The 2618-nt window shown below is 49.8% G+C and carries 1 other annotated feature (only partly in view).

The features are described 5' to 3' along the window. Positions 1 to 2618 (minus strand) — a sequence feature (most likely nonfunctional fraction of RNA operon) (it extends past both window edges: 123 nt to the left, 139 nt to the right).

Below are 2618 nucleotides of genomic sequence, written 5' to 3' on the forward strand. Positions count from 1 at the left end.
GGGATATCTAATCTTGAGGCTGGCTTCGTACTTAGATGCTTTCAGCACTTATCCAATCCAGACTTAGCTACCCGGCGGTGCACCTGGCGGTACAACCGGTAAACCAGTGGTCTGTCCAACACGGTCCTCTCGTACTAGTGTCAGAGCCTCGCAAATATCCTACGCCCACGATAGATAGAGACCGAACTGTCTCACGACGTTCTGAACCCAGCTCGCGTGCCACTTTAATGGGCGAACAGCCCAACCCTTGGGACCTTCTCCAGCCCCAGGATGTGACGAGCCGACATCGAGGTGCCAAACCGCTCCGTCGATATGAGCTCTTGGGAGCGATCAGCCTGTTATCCCCGGAGTACCTTTTATCCTTTGAGCGATGGCCCTTCCATGCGGAACCACCGGATCACTATGCTCTAGTTTCCTACCTGATCGAGTTGTCTCTCTCCCAGTCAAGCACCCTTATGCCATTACACTCTACGACCGGTTACCAATCGGTCTGAGGGTACCTTTAGAAGCCTCCGTTACTCTTTTGGAGGCGACCACCCCAGTCAAACTACCCACCATACAGTGTCCTCGCTTAGCGAGTTAGAACTCAAACAACCAAAGGGCCGTATTTCAACGGTGACTCCACAAACACTAGCGTGCCTGCTTCAAAGTCTCCGGCCTATCCTACACATTAGTTGCCCAAATTCAATGTAAAGCTATAGTAAAGGTTCACGGGGTCTTTTCGTCCCATCGCGGGTAATCGGCATCTTCACCGATACTACAATTTCACCGAGCTCACGGTTGAGACAGTGTCCAGATCATTACACCATTCGTGCAGGTCGGAACTTACCCGACAAGGAATTTCGCTACCTTAGGACCGTTATAGTTACGGCCGCCGTTTACTGGGGCTTCAATTCAATGCTTCTCTTGCGATGACATCTCCTCTTAACCTTCCAGCACCGGGCAGGTGTCAGGCTGTATACGTCATATTTCTATTTTGCACAGCCATGTGTTTTTGTTAAACAGTTGCCTGGACCTATTCTCTGCGCCCACCTGTTACAGTGGGACCCTTTATCCCGAAGTTACAGGGTCAATTTGCCTAGTTCCTTAACCGTGAATCACTCGAGCGCCTCAGTATTCTCAACCCAACTACGTGTGTCCGTTTACGGTACGGGTACTCTATGAATATGCTTAGCGGATTTTCTAGGGAGCCTGCTTACGTCCATATTACCTTGTACAAGTACGCGGTATACTGTCAGGTTCGACTCTCCGAGCGGATTTGCCTACTCAGATCAACGTCTACACCCTTTAACTGCCTATTCCGTCAGGCAGCAGGACTGTCACTTCTCCGTCTCCACATCGCTCCATAAAGTAGTATGGGAATATTAAACCATTCTTCCATCGGAATCGCCGTTCGGCTTATCCTTAGGTCCCGACTTACCCTGATCCGATTAACGTTGATCAGGAAACCTTAGTCTTTCGGCGAGGAAGTTTCTCACTTCCTTTATCGTTACTTATACCTACATTTGCTTTTCCAGCTACTCCAGCAAGGGTTATCCCTCACCTTCTACGCCACTGGAATGCTCCCCTACCATCCATTACTGGATCCATAGCTTCGGTAAACAGTTTATGCCCGAGTATTATCCACGCCAAACTCCTCGACTAGTGAGCTGTTACGCACTCTTTAAATGAATGGCTGCTTCCAAGCCAACATCCTAGCTGTCTCTGCAGTCTGACTTCGTTAGTTCAACTTAACTGTTATTTGGGGACCTTAGCTGATGGTCTGGATTCTTCTCCTCTCGGACGCGGACCTTAGCACCCGCGCCCTCACTCCAGGGCAATATATAGTACGCATTCGGAGTTTATCTGGACTTGATAGGCGGTGAAGCCCTCGCATCCAATCAGTCGCTCTACCTCATACTATACTAACCCTAGGCTGCACCTAAATGCATTTCGGGGAGTACGAGCTATCTCCAAGTTTGATTAGCCTTTCACCCCTACCCACAGTTCATCCGAAAGCTTTTCAACGCTTACCGGTTCGGTCCTCCAGTTAGTGTTACCTAACCTTCAACCTGACCATGGGTAGATCACTTGGTTTCGCGTCTACTCCCTCCGACTAAACCGCCCTGTTCAGACTCGCTTTCGCTTCGGCTCCGTGGCTGAACCACTTAACCTTGCCGGAGAAAGTAACTCGTAGGTTCATTATGCAAAAGGCACGCCGTCACAACCGAAGATGCTCCGACCGCTTGTAGGCAGACGGGTTCAGGGTCTATTTCACTCCTCTGTTCGAGGTTCTTTTCACCTTTCCCTCACGGTACTGGTTCGCTATCGGTCTCTCGGGAGTATTTAGCCTTACGGGATGGGCCCCGCAGTTTCACACAGGATTTCTCGTGCCCCGCGCTACTCAGGATACCACTAGGCTTCGTTAGTAAGTCGTATACGGGATTTTCACCCTCTATGATCACTTTTTCCAAAGTGTTCTACTTTACTAATCTCTTGCCACAGCGTGGTCCTACAACCCCAATACTGCCTAAACAGTATTGGTTTGGGCTCTTCCGCGTTCGCTCGCCACTACTTGCGGAATCATTTTTATTTTCTTCTCCTATGGGTACTTAGATGTTTCAGTTCCCCACGTTCGC

The sequence above is a fragment of the Parabacteroides gordonii MS-1 = DSM 23371 genome (genome assembly GCF_000969825.1).
Lineage (GTDB): Bacteria > Bacteroidota > Bacteroidia > Bacteroidales > Tannerellaceae > Parabacteroides > Parabacteroides gordonii.